The following is a 14,734-nucleotide window of genomic DNA, read 5'->3' as shown; positions in this document are numbered from 1 at the left end:
CATTGACCGGTCATCGGAGTGCGGCGCGGGAGCGGGCGATCTGGTCGCGGGTGCGGGCGGACCAGAGGTGCTCGTTGAGCGGGTCGAGCCGGTCGAGGCAGGCGGTGAAGTGGGCCAGCGCCACCCGTTCGTCGCCGCGCCACCGGCTGATCTCGCCCAACGTGTACGAGATCAGCGCCTGCCCCCGCGTGTCCCCCGCGTTCACGAACAGCCGCGCGCACCGGGCGAGCATGCCGATGGCGGTGTCGTGGCGGCCCAGCGCGGCCTCGGCCTGGGCCAGCCGGTGCAGCGACAGCCGTTCGCCGGTCTCCCATCGCAGCTCGCGGCAGAGGTCCAGGCTGGCCCGGTAGTGGCCGATCGCCTCCTCGACGCGGCCCGTCTCGTAGCAGGCGATGCCGAGGGCGCGCAGGAAACGGGCCCGATGGAGGGAGCTGTGGCCGTCGAGGTGGGCGAGGGCCAGGCGGCAGGTCGCTCCGACGGCGTCGTGCCGGCGCAGGTAGAACTGGATGCCGGCGATCTCGGTCCACGCGCTCAGCAGGCCGTGCGCGTCGCCCAACTCCTGGAACCGTTCGGCGGCCAGCGTGGCGGCGGTGAGCGCGGAGCCGAGGTCGTGTTCCAGGGTGGCGGCGACCCCGAGCAGCGCGTACGCCGCCGCGTGCCGGTCCCCCGCCCGCGAGCTGCGGCCGAGCAGGTGGCGGAACTCGTCCGCGACCGTGCCGGCGCGCCGGCGATCGACCTCGGCGTCGGCGCTCACCAGCCGCAGGCGTGTCTCGGTGACCGTGTCCCCCGCCGTCGCGGCGGCGTGGGCGACCGTGCCCACCATCCGTACGGCGTCGTCGTGGAAGCCGCGCACGACGAGGAACGGCGCCAGCGCGTACGCGAGGCCGGCCGCCTCCCGTACCAGCCCGGCGCGGGCGGCGGCCTCGGCCACGGCGACGAGCACGCCGCGCTCGGCCGCCAGCCAGGCGCCGCCTTCCGGGCAGGGCGGCGTCCGGGCCGGTAGGTCCGGCGGCGGCGGGGCGAAGGCGAGGGGCAGCTCGGCGGCGGCGCCGGCGGCGCGGGCGCGGGCCTCGGCGGCGGCCCGGCGCAGCGCGGCCGTCCGGCGTTCACCGCTCTCCTCGGCGTGGAACAGCTCGCCCGCGAAGCCGCGCAGCAGGTCGTGCATGCGGTAGCGGGGCTGGGCGGCGGCGTCGGCCGCGCCGGCGGTGATCAGGCCGGCGACGGCCAGCTCCTCCAGGGAGCCGTCCACGTCGTACGGGCTCGCCCCCGCCAGCGCCGCCACCGTCCAGGCCGCCACGCCGTCGGCGGCCACCGACCCGAGCAGCCGGAACGCGTGCCGCGCGGGCGGAGACAGGGTCGCGTAGCTCGCCTCGAACGTGGCGCGGACGTCCAGATGGCCCGCGCGCAACTCCTTCAGCGCCGAAGCGTCCGCGAGGCGGCGTGCCAGCTCGGCCAGGGGCCAGGCCGGGCGGGTGGCGAGGCGCGCCCCGGCGATGCGCAGGGCGAGCGGCAGCCGCCCGCAGGCGTCGAGTATCGCCTGCGCCGCCTCCGGGTCGCTCGCCACCCGGTCCGCCCCGGCCACGCCCGCGAGCAGGGCGCGGGCGCCGGCCGGGGTGGGCACGTCCAGCGCGTACGTGACCGCGCCCGGCAGCGCGGGCAGCGGCCCCCGGGAGGTGAGGAGGACGGCCGATCGCGGCGTGCCCGGGATCAGCGGCTGCACCTGGGCCGCGCCGGCCGCGTCGTCCAGCAGCACGAGCACCGCGCGGTCGGCGATCATGGCCCGGTACGTCGCCGCCCGCTCCTCGGTGGAGGCGGGCACGCCCGCGGAGTCCACGCCGAGCGCCCGCAACAGCTCCGCGAGCAGGTCGGACGGGTCGCGGGGCGTCGCCGACGCGCCGTGCAGCCGGACGAAGAGCTGGCCGTCGGGGTACCGGTCGCGGACCAGGTGCGCGACGTGCACCGCCAGCGTGGTCTTCCCGACACCGGGCGGCCCCGACACCGCCACGATCACCGGCGCCACACCGGCAGCCCGGCGGGCCGCACCGGCCGCCGCGCCACTCGCCCCACCGGCCGCCGCACCCCTCGCCGCACCGGCCGCCCCTCCGGACACCCCACCGGCCGCCGCACCCCTCGCCCCACCGGCCGCCAGACCGGCCGCCGCGTCGGAGGCGTCCAGGGTCGTGACCAGGTCGCGGGTCTCGCGCTCCCGCCCCGCCAGATCGGCGATGTCCGCCGGAAGCAGGCAGATCCCCGTCCACCCCGGCTCCCGCACCGTCTCCAGCTCGGGAGCGGGAACGGGACCGTCGTCGAGAACCGCCGCGTGCAGCTCGCGCAACTCCTGGCCGGGCTCCAGCGCCAGCTCGGCGACGAGGACCGAGCGGGCCCGCCGGTACGTCTCCAGCGCCTCAGCGCGCCTGCCCGCCCGGTGCAGCGCCAGCATGAGCCGGTGCCACAGGCGTTCGTTGAGCGGCGCGGCCTCCACCAGCGCGGTCAGCTCGCCGACGAGCTCGTCGTACAGGCCGAGCCGCAGGCGCACGTCGATCCAGCCGAGCCGGGCGCTCTCCCGGCGTTCCTCCAGCTCGGCGATGCGCGCCTGCACCGTCGCGGCCAGCGTCACGTCCTCGGCGGGCCGGCCGCGCCACAGCGACAGCGCCCGCGCGAACAGCCGGTTCGCCGCGGCGGGCTCCCCGCGCGCCGCCTCCAGCCTGGCCTCACGTACGGCCTCCTCGAAGGCGAGCGCGTCGAGCCGGTCGGGCCCGAGGCACAGACGGTAGCCGTGCGGCACGGTTTCCACCTCGATCGCCGCGCGGCGCAGCGCGGTCAGGTACGTCTGCAGGTTCGGCAGCGCGGACCGGGGCGGGTCGTCCCACACCGAGGCGATCAGCCGCTCCCTGGTCAGGACGGTGTTGGGGTGGAGCAGGAAGACGCCGAGCACCGCGCGCGCCTTGGCGGCCAGCCGGACGGGCCGCCGCGCGTCGGTGACCTGGACGGGCCCGAGGATCGCGAAGTCCACCTGCGTCTCCCGGCACGATCAGCGGTTCTGTCCTTCTATGGCGACCCTATGCGGTTTGTGTGGGCCGATGGAGGAGGTTGATCGGAAACGAGCGGAGAAGGAGGTGAACGCGGTGAAGATCGAGGTTCGCAAGGTCGAGGCCGTCAAGGCGACCCAGTTCATGACCTGAGGCACCGCCTCTCAGCCGGCCGGGAGGCGGTCCTGCCGCCTCCCGGCCAGTCCCCGGCCCGACGGATGATGCGGACAGCGTGATGCAGGTGATGTTGAAGGAGTGCGCCTGGGAACCCCTGGGCGACGAGCTGGTGGTGGTCCATGACCCGCGCGAGGCGTACACGCTGGCCGATCCCGACGGCCGGATCGCGGCGCTCCTCGACGAGCTGGCGCGCGGGCCGGCCACGGCGGAGGAGTTGAGCGCGCGGCTGGCCGCGCGGGGCGTCGCCGTCACGGGGGACGACGTCCGCGCGGGGCTGGCCGGGCTCGACTCGCTCGGCCTGGTCGAGGACGCCGCGGAACGGTTCCTGGGCGACCCGGAGGCCAACGAGCGGCATTTCTCCAATCTGACGTTCTTCGGGGCCTTCGCCCGGCTGGGCAGGTCGCGGGCGGAGTTCGTCCGGCGGCTGCGCGACTCGCACGTCCTCGTGCTCGGCGCGGGCGGCGGCGGCTCGGCCCTGGTGCAGTGCCTGGCCGGGCTCGGCGTCGGCGCGCTCACGCTGGTGGACCGCGACGACATCGCGCCGCGCAACTTCGCCCGCCAGTTCCTCTACCGGCAGGCCGACGTCGGCCGGTCGAAGGTGGAGCGCGCCGCCGAATGGGTGCGCGAGTTCGACCCCGGCATCGAAGTACGCGCCGTGGACCGCTGGATCTCCGGCCCTGACGACCTCAAGGACCTGACCGAGGACGTCCACGTGATCGCGGGCGGCCTCGACGGCGCGCCCGACGCGAACCTGTGGGTGAACGAGGCGGCGCTGCGCGCGGGCGTCCCCCTGGTCGCCGGCGGGATGACCCGTACCCAGCTCATCTACTTCTCCGTGGACCCGGGCAGGAGCGCCTGCCTGCTCTGCGACGAGTCCGACCTGCCGCCGCGCGACGGGCGGACGAGCGCGGCCGTCGCGCAGCGGCTCAGCCGGGGGCTGCGGCTCGCCAACGGCCTCACCGGGCCGATGGCGATGCAGGTCGGGTCGCTGGTCGCGTACGAGGTCATGCGCTATCTGACCGGCGTCGAGCCGCCGCGCGCGGCCGGGTCCCGGGTCGTGCTCGACCTGCTGGACGGGCTCGTCCCCGTGTGGCAGCCGTTCCCCCGCGACCCGGGCTGCCCGGCGTGCGCGCTGGCCCGGCGGTGACGCCCATGACCGGCGGGGTACGGCTGCGCCCGCTCACCGTGATCCAGGAGGGCGACGAGGCCCTGGTCGGCGACCCCGCCACCGGCACCTTCGTGGCCATGCCCGCCGTGGGCGGCGTGCTGATCTCGGCGCTGCTGCGCGGCGCGAGCGTGGAGGAGGCCGCCGCCGAGGCCGAGGCGCACGCCGGCCGGCCCGTGGACCTGCCGTCGTTCGTGGCGACCCTCGCCGAGCTGGGCTTCCTCGACGACCGGCCGGACGCGGAACGCCAGGTCGTGCGCACCGCGCCGATCCAGACGCGGCGCTGGTTCGCGGGGGTGAGCGAGCGTGTGGCCCGCCCGTTCTTCGGGCGGGCGGCCTGGGCCTGCTACCTCGCCCTCGCCCTGTTCTGCCTGGCCGTCTTCGTGACCTCGCCGTCGCTGTTCCCGAGTCCGGAACGGGACGCGTTCCTGCTCGGCGACGTCGGGCTGAGCGTGCTGCTGCTCATGCCGTTCGTCCTGGTCTCGACCGCTCTGCACGAGGGCGGGCACTGGCTGGCCGCCCGCGCGATCGGCGTCCGGTCCAGGTTCGGGGTGGACCGGCGGATGATGCTGCTGGTCCTGGAGACCGACCTGTCCCAGCTCTGGACGGTGCCGCGCCGACTCCGCTACGGGCCGCTGCTCGGCGGGATGGCGGTGGACGTGGTCGTGCTCAGCCTGCTGCTGGCCGCCCGGCTGCTGATCCGGCACGGGGTGTGGTCGCCGGCTCCCGCCGTGGACGCGACGCTCGCGGTGTGGGTGTTCGTGAAGCTGGCGGGCCTGCTGTGGCAGTGCATGGTGTTCCTGCGTACCGACCTGTACGCGGTGCTGGTCAACGCGCTCGGCTGCCGCGACCTGTGGCGGGTCAAGACCCTGCTGCTGCGGCGGGCGTTCGGCCGGCTCACCCCGGGCCAGGCGGCGGAGCTGGTCGCGGCCGGGCCCACCGACATCAGGGCCGGGCGGTGGTTCCGGTGGGTGTGGCTCGCCGGGTTCGCCGGGGTGCTGGCCTGGTTCGTCTTCTTCGTGCTCCCGGTCGTGGCCGCCACGCTGGAGTGGACGGCCGACCGGCTCGTGCTGGGGCCGTTCGAGCCGCGGTTCTGGTACGCGCTGCTGTGCGCGGCCCTGCTGCTCGGGCCGTACGCGCTGGCCCTTTTCCTCGCGGTACGGGAGCGCGTGCGGCGCTAGGCGCGCGCCGACGGGTTGAGCAGCTCCGTGACGCGGAGGAACCCGTCGTCGCCGTGGCCGAGCCCGATGACGCGGCGGGCCAGCCCTTCGGCCGCGCGCATCACGCTCGCGTCGATGCCGTGGGCCTCGGAGGTGTGGACGATGTGGGCCATGGACGACACCGCCGAGGTGATCGGGTTCCCCTCGCCGGAGTACGTGCCGCTGTCCGCCTCCGCCGCGCCCTCCTCGAAGAGCGGCGGCAGGATCGCGCCGATCCCCTGGGCGAACGGCGCAAGCTCCCGCGCGCTGATCCCCTCGGCCCTGGCCACGGCCAGGGCGTGGGCGTACCCGGCCATCGCCGTCCAGAAGATGTCGAGCAGGGCGATGTCGTACGCGGCCGCCCTGCCGACGTCCGCGCCGAGGTGGGTGTGCGTGCCGCCCAGCGCGTCCAGCGTCGGCCGGTGCGCGAGGTAGAGGTCCTCGGGACCGCTGTGCAGGAACACCCCCGCCGGGGTGCCGATGGTCGGGGTCGGCGTCATGATGGCGCCGTCCAGGTAGCCGATGCCGTGCTCGCCCGCCCAGTCCGCGGTGTCCCTGGCCCGGTCGGGGGTGTCGGCGGTCAGGTTCACGAGCGTGCGTCCCTTGAGCGCGCCGGTCACCTCGGGGCGCCGTACGACGGCGTCCACCGCGTCGTAGTTGACGACGCAGATCACGGTCAACGGGCTCGCGCCGGCCGCCTCCTCGGGCGAGCGGGCACTGACCGCGCCCCGCTCGACCAGCTCATGCTCCTTGCCCGGCGTACGGTTCCATACGGTCGTCGGCACGCCGGCGGCCAGGAAGGCCCCTGCCAGCGCCCGGCCCATCGGGCCCAGACCGAGCACGGTGACGGCAGACTGTTGGGTGTTCGAGGTCATTCCTCAGCTCCTCAAAATGGCACTGAACGACGAAAAAAGGGGACGACGATGACGCGCAGCCGCGCCCGGGACCCGAACGTCTGCGGGGTGACCGCCGCGATCGCCGTGATCGACGGCAAGTGGAAGACGATGCTGCTCTGGCTGCTGGAATCCGGCCCGCACCGGCCCGGCGAGCTACGCCGGCGGCTGCCGGGGCTCACGGAGAAGGTGCTGACTCAGACGCTGCGCGAGATGGAGGCCGACGGGCTGGTCCACCGGGAGGTGCACGACGTGCGGCCGCTCAAGACGGTCTACTCCCTGACCCCGTTCGGCCGCGAGCTCTCCGAAGCCCTGGAGCCGCTGTCCGACTGGGGACACCGCCGTCTGGAGAAGCTGGCTGAGTCACGACCAGCCTCATGAACCACCGCCCACTTCCCGCTTCACCTGCTTGTACGGACCAAGCTTCACCCTGTCCGGGCCCGGCCGACAAGTACCCACAAAAAGGTGGCTATCGGGCGTCCAGCTCTTCCGCGAGGCTCCGCCAATGGGTATGCACCTGGGCGGCGAGCCGCTCGTCTCCCGGGCGAGGTCCGATCGTGCCGTCGAGCAACGTGAAACCGACATCCCGGTAGTCGGGATCCTTCTTCCTGAACACCCACATTTGGACCGTCGTCCCCTCGAACGGGTACAGCGGAGCGTCAGGCATGGCGTCCAGCTCAGCCGCGACAGGAAGCGCGTCCCCCGAGTGCCGCAACATCGAGACGATCGGGCACCGCCCCTGACGGTGATCGTCAACGCGGACCACCCGCAGAAGGGCCACGTCGCCGGACGGCACCCGATAGGCCAGCACCGCCCCGGCCGACAGGTCGGTAACGTGCCGCCATGGCGGGCGCAGCCGCCTGCGGGCCGGCTGAGGACCAGTGAGCTGCGCCCGCGCCTTCAACAGCGCCGCCTCCCGCCGGGCCAGAGCCTTGGCGCCCGCCGCCTCCCACCCGGCGAGAGCCTCCCCTCGCTCGATGATCCCGAGCGCCCGGTCCCGCACCACGGGGTCCAGGCGGCCGAGCTTCGACTCCGTGACCGCGAGAGCCAGCCAGAACACCGGCGCCTCGCCGGGATCGTCCAACGCCTCGGCGTAGGACTCCACCACGCGGCGCCGCGCTTCCTCGTCGGTCGCGCCGTCCTCGATGAGCTCGCGATATTCGTCCCGTACGTCACACGCGAGATCGTCCGAGAACAGGCCGGGACCCCAGGCACCCATCCCGTGTCACCCCCGCTCAAGGGTGAGCAGCGGCTCGGCGAACACGGGGGCCGGGGCGTCGGGGTCCTCGGCGACGGCCCGTTCCAGGCTGCGGAAGCCGGCCTCCTGCTCGTCGGGGGTGAGGTGGGCGAAGAACGACAGGCTGCGCAGGCGGAGCCGGTCGAGCATGTCCCGGCGGGTGCCGGACGAGGGCTCGGTGACCGTGGTGAAGTCGGTGACCCGCCAGCCGTTCGCCGTGAACATGGCGATGACCTCGTGCAACGGCTGGAAGAGCGCGGTCTCGACCTCGTGGGCCCGGGGGAAGTGGTCCAGCCACCACGGCCGGGGGTGGTGGTCGCTGAAGTTCGCGCGCAACAGGAGCCGCCCGCCGGGACGGAGCACTCTGGCGAGCTCGTGGACGGCCTGCGGCTTGTCCGCCACGTGGTGCCAGGACAGGAACATGAGGGCGTAGTCGGCGCTCGCGGCCGGCACGGGCAGGTCCTCGGCGCGGCCGTCCAGGTACCGCACGCCGGGACGTGCCTCGGCCACCTCCCGCATGCGGACCGACGGCTCGATCCCGATCACCGGGCCGAACGCGCTCGCCAGCGCCGGGGTGAACCGGCCGGTCCCCGAGCCGACGTCCAGGCCGGTCAGGGGACGGCGGCCGGGCAGCACCGCCGCGAAGGCGTCGATCCAGACCTGGAGCTGCCGCCCGGTGAGCGCCCGGCCTCGGGCGTAGTTCTCGTGCAGCTCCCTGTCGTAGTCGATCCGTCTCATCGCGGCCGCCGTTCCTGCTCGCTTCGATATATCGACCTGATACATCGCGACGATAGGCCGCGTGAACGTCATCCCGCAAGGCCGCGGCGGAGCACCTTGCCGGGAAGCGCGCCGGACGCGGCGCCGTCAAGGCGGAAGCCGTCGCCGGCCGTCCGCCGGTCGACCACGACCACCCCGTTGACCAGCACGAAGTCGATGCCGGCCGGCGCCGCGGGGGCATCGAACGTCGCCCGTTCCCCCACGCTCGCCTCGTCGAACACCACCACGTCCGCCCACGCGCCGGCCCGCAGCACGCCGCGGTCGGTCAGCCCCATCAGCGAGGCCGGCAGCGAGGTCATCTTCATGACCGCGGTCTCCAGCGGCAGCGCTCGCTTCTCCCGTACGTACTCGCCCAGCACCTTCGGGAAGGCCCCGTAGCTGCGCGGATGGCACGGGGCCAGCCACGGCTGGTTGAACCCGTCGGTGCAGACCGCCAGGTACGGCAAGGACAGGTAGCGCCGGACGGCGTCGTCGCTCGTGCTCAGGTCGGTCCCCATGACGGCGTCGGAGCGCTCGTCGGGCAGCATCTCCAGGATGAGCTCGGCCTCCGCGTCGGGGGTCGGGGTGAGGCCGCGCGCGGTCAGGATGTCCGCCAGCGTCTTCCCCTGCCACCGGCGTCCGTCGCCGTCGGTCCAGTCGAACACCACCACCAGGTCGCCGTCGCCGCCGTGGTAGCGGGTGATCCGGTCGACGATGCCTTCCTTGATCAGCCGCCGGCGGGCAGGGTCGGGCAGGTAGGTGTCGAGCAGGGTCGTCCGGCCGGCCGCCAGGTGCTCGCCGGGGATGAAGATGGAGGGATTCCAGCCGAAGAACGTGTACGGGTACTGGTCACCGGCCACGTCGATGCCGTCGGCGCGGGCCGCCTCGATCGCGCCGATCACCGCGTCCGTCTTCCACCAGTTGCACGCGCCGTCGGTCTTGAGGTGGGAGAGCTGGACGCGGGCGCCGGAGTCACGGCCGATCCTGATGCCCTCCTCGACGGCGGCGAGCAGGTGATCGCCCTCGCTGCGCATGTGGCTGGCGTAGAAGCCGCCGTGCTCGGCGACGACGGTGGCGCACGCGATCAGCTCCGCCGTACGGGAGGACAGGCCGGGGATGTACTCGAGCCCGGTCGACATGCCGAACGCGCCGTCCGCCATCGCCTTGCCGAGCACGTCCCGCATGGCCCCGATCTGCTCGCCGGAGAGCTCTTCTGCGCCGGCCGGGACGCCGCAGGCGTCGCGTACGTATCCGTGCCCGGCGAGCGTGCCGAAATTGACCGCGGGTGGGTGCTGGTCGAGGCGGCCGAGAAGCTCGCCCGGCGCCATTTCCGCCATTCCGCAATTACCGGCGAGGACCGTGGTGATGCCCTGCATGAGGTAATTCTTGAACAGCAGGTGCCCGGGGTTCCGGAACAGGTCGAGATCGGTGTGCGTGTGAATGTCGACGAAGCCGGGGCACGCCACCCGCCCGCCCGCCTCGATGACATCGGTGCCGGGACCGATGAGCGCGGCCACCTCGGCATGGTCCCCGACCTGGCTGATCCTGCCTCCGATGATCGCCAGCGCTGCCGCCCGCGGCCGCGCCGGGTCCATGGTGAGCACGGTGGCGTCGAGCACGACGACGTCCGCCGGGCCTGGGCGTGAATCAGGCATGCAATTTTCCGTTCCGAGGTGTCCGGGGGGTGGTTGCAGGATTGTCGGCGCGGCGCCGAAGCGCTGTCAAGGAAAACAATGCGCCCGGCGCGCAAGTCGCCATATCGGACGGGAGAATGACCGTTGAGCCAAGTGCGCCGGTTTCAGCGCGGCGACAGCAGATCAGCCGGCACGCCGAGTTGCTCGGCCGTGAAGCGGGCGAGCAGGCCCCGCGCCGTCTCGGCGGACATGCCGCTGTAGCCGAGCGTGTTGCGCACGGCCAGGCTCTCGGAGATGGCGACGTACCGCTCGCACACCTCGCCGAGCGGCGCGACCGGCGTGAACGTGCCGTCCGCCACGCCCGCGACGAACACCCCCATCACCGCATCGGCCCACCGCCGCGACATGCGTACGCACTCGTCGAGGAAGGCCGGGTGACGCCTCACCCGCGCCCACATCTCCAGCCACAGCAGGTACTCCTCGAAGGCGCCCTGGTCGCCGGGGATGCTGAGCTCGAGCAGGTGGCGCAGTTGGCCGATGGTGCCGACGTTCTCGTCGAGCAGGCGTTGCAGGGTGACGTGCAACTGGTCGCCGGCCCAGCGGAAGGCGGCCAGCAGCGCCTCGTCCTTGCTCCTGAAGTAATAGTGGATGCTGGCGTTCGCCACTCCCGCCTCGCGGGCGATGTCGGCGATGCGGGTCGCCTCGATGCCGCGCTCGGCCATGAGCCGGCAGGCGGCGACGCGGATGCGGTCCTCGGGGCTCCCGGGGTCGGGGGTCCGGCCCGGCCTGGTGCGGTCCTGCTCCTTCCAACGGCCGGCCAGCCTTCGCAGCAGGTCGGCGTCGTCGCCGCCGGCCTGGAGCACCTCGTCGATCCGCCGGGTCATCCGCCAGGCCCGCCGGTAGTCCACGCCCAGCGCCCCGGCGACCCGGTTCGGGCGCGCCTTGCCGGGGGAGTCCAGCATCAGCACGACGGCGTCGAGCCAGGCGGCGAGCGGCACGGGGGAGCCGGCGAACGGCGTGGTCGAGGCCGGGTAGACGTGCGCGCCGCAGCTGTCGCACGCGTACGCCCGCCGCCGCGAGACCCTGTGGAACGAACGATCGGCGGCGCACCGGCGGCAGTAGGGCGTCCGGCCTTCTGGGGCGTGGACGGCGCTCCACAGCAGCGCCAGCGCGGCCTCCTCCCGCCCGGCGTCCGTCACGGACGTACTTGCTTCTAAAGGTATTTTCACACTTCCGGCTCTCTGTAAATACAAGGTAGAACGTTCCTTGACAAGCCATCGCAGCGAATGGAATTGTTTCCGGCACCAAAGATATACCTGCAGAAACATTGGAGAAACAAATGGCGGCGCCGTTTCGTGACGATCTCCGGAGCGCGCCCACGGCCTGGACGGGCGGCGATTCACCGGCGGCGGCCTTCATCACCGGGCTCACCTGGGAGCGGTTACCGCGCGAGGTGATCGACCGGGCCGTGATGTGCCTGATCGACACGCTCGCGGCCGTGCTCGCCGGCCGGGCGTCGAAGTCCGCGCTCGTGGCCGACGACCTCGCCCGCGCCTGGTGGCCGGCCGGCCCGGCGACCTCGATCGTCAGCGGCAGCCCGCTGACCACCGGCGGCGCCGCCTTCGCCAACGCGGTCGCGGCCAACGCCGTCGACATCGACGACTGCGGCATCTACACCTGGGGCCATCCCGGGGCCCAGGTCGTCCCGACCGCGCTCGCCTTGGCCGAGGAGCTGCGTCTCAGCGGACGCGAGCTGATCACCGCGATCGTCGTCGGCTACGAGACCGCCTTCCGCGCCGGCCGCTGCGTCAACCACGAGCAGAGCACCGTCCACTCGGCCGAACGCACCTATCGGGCTTGCGGCTCGTGGGGCGCGGTGGCCTGCGCCGCGATCGCCTGCCACGTCCACGGGCTGGACCAGATCACGACGCGGCACGCGCTGGGCATCGCCGAGTACGACTCCCCCGATCTGCCGATGATGCGCGCCATCGACACCCCTGGCATGGTCAAGCACGGCGTCGGCTTCGGCGCGCTCACCGGACTGCTGGCGGCCGACCTCGCCCGGCGCGGCTTCACGGGGATCGAGCCCAGCCTCGACCTCCCACGTTTCCGCCCGTACGTGGACGACCTGGGCAGCGACTACTACCTGCCCCACGGCATCACCTGGAAGCGGTACTCCAGCTGCGCCTGGACCCACCCCGCCCTGCTCGCCGTGGAGAAGCTGCGCACCGAGCACCCCCTGCCGCCCGCGGACATCGCGCGCGTCGTCGTCGAGACCTACCCCGACGCCGCCCGGCTCGGCACCCGGCTGCCGGAGACCACCGAGGAGGCCCAGTTCAACCTGGCCTGGCCGGTCGCGGCGCTGCTGGTCGACGACCGGGTCGGCCCGGACCAGATGGCCGACTCCCGCCTCGGCGCGCCCGAGGTCGTCGAGCTGTGCCGGCGGATCGAGGTGGTGGTGACCGACGACCTCACCCGCCGCTACTACCTCTCGGAGGTCAACGACCCGGAGGGCAGCGACTCCGCCGTGGTCACCGTCACGCTGACCGACGGCACCGTGCTGTCGTCGGGCCGGGTCGACCACATCCTCTACCCCGAGCCCGGCTGGACCCTGGACGAGATGCGGGACAAGTTCACCTGGCTGGCCTCCGGCCGGGTGGCGCCCGAGTCGGTTCCCCGGCTGCTGGAAGCCCTGGAGGGCGTGGAATCCGCCGACGACAGCTCCGTCCTCCTTCGGGACCTGGCGTCGTCTCTGACACCGGTTGGAGCCAACTGATGAGAGCACTTCGCCGGCGCGGCCGGTCGACTTTTCTGAGCGTGGTGGCGATGGTCGTCGCGCTCGGCGGCTGCGCCCTGGCCGCCGACCCGCCCGCCCCCGAGGTCGGCGGCAAGGAGAGCGCCGTCCCCGCATCCGCCCCCGCCGCAGCGACGCCCGCGGCCGACCCCGCCCTGCACGACCTGCTGCCCGAGCGGATCAAGTCGGCCGGTGTCATCCGGGTCGCCAGCAACATCCCCTATCCGCCCTGGGAGATGTACACGACGGCGGGCGGCCAGCAGCCCACGGGCATCGACTACGACCTCTCCCAGGCCCTCGCCGCCAAGCTCGGCGTGAAGGCGTCCTTCGACCAGACGGCCTTCGACAGCATGATCCCCGCCGTCCTGGCCGGCAAGGCCGACATCGTCATGGCGGGCATCTTCGACACCCCGAAGCGGCGCGAGTCGCTGAGCTTCGTCGACTACGCCAAGGACGGCTACTCCCTGCTGGTCGTCAAGGGCAACCCCCAAGGTCTGAAGGACGTCACCGACCTGTCGGGCAAGACCGTCGCGGTGCAGAGCTCCACCTCCGAGGAGGCCGCGATGAGCAAGCTGAGCAAGCGGTTCGAGTCGGAGGGCAAACCGGGCGTCACGGTCCTGGCGTTCCCCGGCGACAGCGAGGCGTTCCTGGCGATCAAGAGCGGCAAGGCGACGGCCCGCGTGCAGGCGACCTCCGCGGCCGCGTACGCCGCCAAGACCTTCGAGGACGGCAAGGCGTTCGAGCTGGTCGAGGCGCCCTCGATCACCGCGGAGTTCGGCGGCGGCATGGAGGGCATCGGCGTCCCCAAGGCGGACACCGAGCTCAGGACGGCGCTGCAGAAGGCGCTGCAGGCGCTGATGGACGACGGGACCTACCTGAAGATCCTCTCCACGTACGGCGTGCAGAACATCGCGCTGACCAAGGCGGAGATCGACCAGGGGACCGACTAGGGCACCCGCGAGAAGGAGAAGTGTTGTGACCTCCTTGGCATCCGCCGACGCCACCTCGGCCCCGGCCGGGCAGCGGCCGCCTCCCGTCGCCGTGGTGCCGGTCCGCCGGTACGGCCGCTGGGCGGCGGCGGCACTGGTGGCGTACGTCCTGTTCGCCCTCGGCTGGTCGTTGTGGCACAACCCCAACCTCGACCTCGCCTCGATCCGGCAGTACCTGTTCGCGCCCTCGATCCTGCACGGCCTCGCCGTCACCATCGAGCTGACCCTCGTGGCCATGGTGATCGGCGTCGCCGGCGGCGTGCTGCTCGCGGTGATGAGGCTGTCGGACAACCCGGTGCTGTCCGGCGTCGCGCAGGGTTACATCTGGTTCTTCCGCGGCACTCCCCTGCTGGTCCAGATCATCTTCTGGGGCTTCCTGGGCGCGCTCTACCCCAACCTCTTCCTCGGGATCCCGCTCACGGGCATCGTGTTCGGCTCGGTGCCGACGAGCTCGCTCATCGGCGCGGCCACCGCGGCGGTGCTGGCGCTGGCCACGAACGAGGCCGCGTACTGCGCCGAGCTGGTCCGCGCGGCGATCATCTCGGTGGACGGCGGGCAGCGCGAGGCGGCCATGTCGCTCGGCATGTCCTCGGGACGCAGGATGCGCTTCGTCATCCTGCCGCAGGCCATGCGGGTGCTGATCCCGACGCTCGGCAACGAGGCCATCTCGATGCTGAAGATGACCGCGCTGGTCTCGGTCATCTCCGGGCGGGACCTGATGACCAGCGTGCAGCAGATCTACCAGCAGAACTTCAAGATCATGCCGCTGCTGGTGGTGGCCTCGCTGTGGTATCTGCTGCTGACCTCGGTCCTCAGCGTCGGACAGCACTACGTGGAGCGCTACTTCGGCCGCGGGTTCGG

11 protein-coding genes and 1 pseudogene are annotated in these 14,734 nt (G+C 72.9%); 6 read left to right on the top strand and 6 right to left on the bottom strand.

What is annotated here, in order from left to right; translation table 11 throughout:
* Positions 1-10: 10 nt before the first annotated feature.
* Positions 11-3,013, bottom strand: coding sequence for a BTAD domain-containing putative transcriptional regulator (locus ACBR40_RS12530; RefSeq protein ID WP_371248753.1), 3,003 nt, complete (start codon positions 3,011-3,013; stop codon positions 11-13).
* Positions 3,014-3,273: 260 nt separating this feature from the next.
* Between ACBR40_RS12530 and ACBR40_RS12525 the strand changes: the two genes are divergently transcribed.
* A complete protein-coding gene (locus ACBR40_RS12525; RefSeq protein ID WP_371248986.1) occupies positions 3,274-4,353 on the top strand; it encodes a ThiF family adenylyltransferase in 1,080 nt (359 codons plus the stop codon).
* Positions 4,332-5,552 carry a hypothetical protein gene (locus tag ACBR40_RS12520; protein ID WP_371248752.1) on the top strand — a complete coding sequence of 407 codons (1,221 nt, stop codon included), beginning with the start codon at positions 4,332-4,334 and terminating at the stop codon, positions 5,550-5,552. The genes ACBR40_RS12525 and ACBR40_RS12520 overlap by 22 nt, the downstream gene beginning before the upstream one ends.
* Here ACBR40_RS12520 and ACBR40_RS12515 read toward each other — a convergent pair.
* The gene (locus tag ACBR40_RS12515) at positions 5,549-6,445 is read right to left on the bottom strand and encodes an NAD(P)-dependent oxidoreductase (RefSeq protein WP_371248751.1); all 897 of its coding nucleotides are present in this window, start codon (positions 6,443-6,445) and stop codon (positions 5,549-5,551) included. The two genes, ACBR40_RS12520 and ACBR40_RS12515, sit on opposite strands and share 4 nt — an antisense overlap.
* Before the next feature lie 48 nt (positions 6,446-6,493).
* Between ACBR40_RS12515 and ACBR40_RS12510 the strand changes: the two genes are divergently transcribed.
* A complete protein-coding gene (locus ACBR40_RS12510) occupies positions 6,494-6,844 on the top strand; it encodes a helix-turn-helix domain-containing protein (protein WP_344214012.1) in 351 nt (116 codons plus the stop codon).
* Positions 6,845-6,932: 88 nt separating this feature from the next.
* Here ACBR40_RS12510 and ACBR40_RS12505 read toward each other — a convergent pair whose 3' ends face one another.
* The 4 genes from ACBR40_RS12505 to ACBR40_RS12490 form a co-directional block, all read right to left on the bottom strand.
* On the bottom strand, positions 6,933-7,682 hold the full coding sequence (locus ACBR40_RS12505) for a hypothetical protein (RefSeq protein ID WP_371248750.1): 750 nt from the start codon (positions 7,680-7,682) through the stop codon (positions 6,933-6,935).
* Between the two features lie 6 nt (positions 7,683-7,688).
* A complete protein-coding gene (locus ACBR40_RS12500) occupies positions 7,689-8,438 on the bottom strand; it encodes a class I SAM-dependent methyltransferase (protein ID WP_371248749.1) in 750 nt (249 codons plus the stop codon).
* Positions 8,439-8,506: 68 nt separating this feature from the next.
* Positions 8,507-10,111 (bottom strand): amidohydrolase family protein, encoded by a 1,605-nt coding sequence (locus tag ACBR40_RS12495; RefSeq protein ID WP_371248748.1) that lies wholly within the window; start codon positions 10,109-10,111, stop codon positions 8,507-8,509.
* Positions 10,112-10,254: 143 nt separating this feature from the next.
* Positions 10,255-11,289, bottom strand: a complete 1,035-nt coding sequence (locus ACBR40_RS12490) for a TetR family transcriptional regulator (protein WP_371248747.1) — start codon at positions 11,287-11,289, stop codon at positions 10,255-10,257.
* A gap of 140 nt (positions 11,290-11,429) precedes the next feature.
* Here ACBR40_RS12490 and ACBR40_RS12485 point away from each other — a divergent pair, with 140 nt between their 5' ends.
* The 3 genes and pseudogenes from ACBR40_RS12485 to ACBR40_RS12475 all read left to right on the top strand — a co-directional run.
* Positions 11,430-12,866 carry an MmgE/PrpD family protein gene (locus tag ACBR40_RS12485; RefSeq protein ID WP_371248746.1) on the top strand — a complete coding sequence of 479 codons (1,437 nt, stop codon included), beginning with the start codon at positions 11,430-11,432 and terminating at the stop codon, positions 12,864-12,866.
* Positions 12,866-13,834 (top strand): ABC transporter substrate-binding protein, encoded by a 969-nt coding sequence (locus ACBR40_RS12480; protein ID WP_371248745.1) that lies wholly within the window; start codon positions 12,866-12,868, stop codon positions 13,832-13,834. The genes ACBR40_RS12485 and ACBR40_RS12480 overlap by 1 nt, the downstream gene beginning before the upstream one ends.
* Positions 13,835-14,108: 274 nt before the next feature.
* Positions 14,109-14,654, top strand: a pseudogene (locus ACBR40_RS12475) (amino acid ABC transporter permease); the annotation flags it as partial.
* Positions 14,655-14,734: the final 80 nt, after the last annotated feature.

Source organism: Nonomuraea sp. AD125B (assembly GCF_041402765.1).
GTDB lineage: Bacteria > Actinomycetota > Actinomycetes > Streptosporangiales > Streptosporangiaceae > Nonomuraea > Nonomuraea bangladeshensis.
This window is presented reverse-complemented; position numbering and strand designations above follow the sequence as displayed.

Excerpts from the sequence above, each read along its gene's own strand:
- ACBR40_RS12515 (WP_371248751.1), bottom strand. The coding sequence starts at position 6,445 with ATGACCTCGAACACCCAACAGTCTGCCGTCACCGTGCTCGGTCTGGGC.
- ACBR40_RS12510 (WP_344214012.1), top strand. The coding sequence starts at position 6,494 with ATGACGCGCAGCCGCGCCCGGGACCCGAACGTCTGCGGGGTGACCGCC.
- ACBR40_RS12500 (WP_371248749.1), bottom strand. The coding sequence starts at position 8,438 with ATGAGACGGATCGACTACGACAGGGAGCTGCACGAGAACTACGCCCGA.
- ACBR40_RS12485 (WP_371248746.1), top strand. The coding sequence starts at position 11,430 with ATGGCGGCGCCGTTTCGTGACGATCTCCGGAGCGCGCCCACGGCCTGG.
- ACBR40_RS12525 (WP_371248986.1), top strand. The coding sequence starts at position 3,274 with ATGTTGAAGGAGTGCGCCTGGGAACCCCTGGGCGACGAGCTGGTGGTG.
- ACBR40_RS12495 (WP_371248748.1), bottom strand. The coding sequence starts at position 10,111 with ATGCCTGATTCACGCCCAGGCCCGGCGGACGTCGTCGTGCTCGACGCC.
- ACBR40_RS12480 (WP_371248745.1), top strand. The coding sequence starts at position 12,866 with ATGAGAGCACTTCGCCGGCGCGGCCGGTCGACTTTTCTGAGCGTGGTG.
- ACBR40_RS12505 (WP_371248750.1), bottom strand. The coding sequence starts at position 7,682 with ATGGGTGCCTGGGGTCCCGGCCTGTTCTCGGACGATCTCGCGTGTGAC.